This is a genomic window from Ideonella sp. P3_A4, assembly GCF_056403075.1.
In genome coordinates, this window is sequence record NZ_JBFUGE010000932.1 from 1 (window position 1) to 1,747 (window position 1,747).

Here is a 1,747-nt window from a genome sequence, read left to right on the forward strand (position 1 = left end):
CAGCGGGATCAGGAAGACGATGATCAACGCGTTGAAGATCACCGCCGACAAGATCGCCGAGGTCGGGCTGGCCAGCCCCATCACGTTCAGCGCCGCCAGTTGCGGGTAGGTCGTCACGAAGGCCGCCGGGATGATGGCGAAGTACTTCGCCACGTCGTTGGCGATCGAGAAGGTCGTCAACGAGCCGCGCGTCATCAGCATCTGTTTGCCGGTCTCGACGATCTCGATCAGCTTGGTCGGGTTGCTGTCGAGGTCGACCATGTTGCCGGCCTCCTTCGCGGCCTGGGTGCCGGTGTTCATCGCCACCGCTACATCCGCCTGCGCCAGGGCCGGGGCGTCGTTGGTGCCGTCGCCAGTCATCGCGACCAGTCGTCCCGCGGCTTGGTGCTCGCGGATCAGCTTGAGCTTGGCTTCGGGCGTGGCTTCGGCCAGGAAGTCGTCGACACCCGCTTCGGCAGCAATCGCAGCGGCGGTCAGCCGGTTGTCGCCGGTCACCATCACCGTCTTGATGCCCATGCGGCGCAGTTCGGCGAAGCGTTCCTTGATGCCGCCCTTGACGATGTCCTTCAGCTCGATCACGCCCAACACGCGGGTACCGTCGGCCACGACCAGCGGCGTGCTGCCGCGGCGTGCCACGTCGTCGACCTGCGTCTGCAGCGCCACCGGGAAGTGGCCGCCCAGCACCTCGACATGCTTGCGCACCGCCTCGGCGGCCCCCTTGCGCACCTGGCGCACCGGACCGCCGCTCGCGGCAGCCGGCAGATCGACACCGCTCATGCGGGTTTGCGCAGTGAAGTGCACGAAGTGGGCGTTCAGCGCGGCGACATCACGCTCGCGCAGGTTGAACTTCTGCTTGGCCAGCACGACGATGCTGCGGCCTTCCGGCGTCTCGTCAGCCAGCGACGCGAGCTGTGCCGCATCGGCCAGTTCGGCTTCTTTGACACCCGGTGCCGGCATGAACGCGCTGGCCTGCCGGTTGCCGAGCGTGATGGTGCCGGTCTTGTCCAGCAGCAGCACGTCCACATCACCCGCGGCCTCGACCGCACGGCCCGAAGTGGCGATCACATTGGCCTGCATCATGCGGCTCATGCCGGCCACGCCGATGGCAGACAGCAGGCCGGCGATGGTGGTCGGGATCAGGCAGACCAGCAGCGCGATCAGCACCACCAGGCTCACGGCGGTGCCCGAGCCGGCGACATCGACGCTGAACTGCGAGAACGGCAGCAGCGTGACGACGACGCCGAGGAACACGATCGTCAGCGCGACCAGCAGGATCGTCAACGCGATCTCGTTGGGCGTCTTCTGGCGCTTGGCGTTCTCGACCATCGCGATCATCCGGTCGACGAAGGTCTCGCCGGGATTGACCGTGACGCGCACGATGATCCAGTCCGACAGCACGCGGGTGCCGCCGGTGACGGCCGAGAAGTCGCCGCCCGATTCACGGATCACCGGCGCCGATTCGCCGGTGATGGCACTTTCGTCCACTGAGGCCACGCCTTCGACGACCTCACCATCGGCCGGCACGACGTCCTGCGCTTCGATCAGAACGATGTCGCCCTTGCGCAGGTTGTCGGCCTCCAGCGGGTGCCACTTCATCGACGTGCGCGGCATGCCGGGCGTGAAACTGCCTTCGAGCTTCTTGGCCCAGGTCTTCTTCTTCAGCCCGCGCAGCGAGGCGGCTTGGGCCTTGCTGCGGCCTTCGGCTAGCGCTTCAGCGAAGTTGGCGAACAGCACGGTGAACCACAGC

1 protein-coding gene is annotated in these 1,747 nt (G+C 66.7%); it reads right to left on the reverse strand.

Going from position 1 to position 1,747, the window contains the following annotated elements; genetic code table 11:
- Positions 1–1,747 (reverse strand): potassium-transporting ATPase subunit KdpB (kdpB, locus tag AC1DYI_RS34570; protein ID WP_477208619.1); only part of this gene is annotated, 1,747 nt, incomplete at both ends.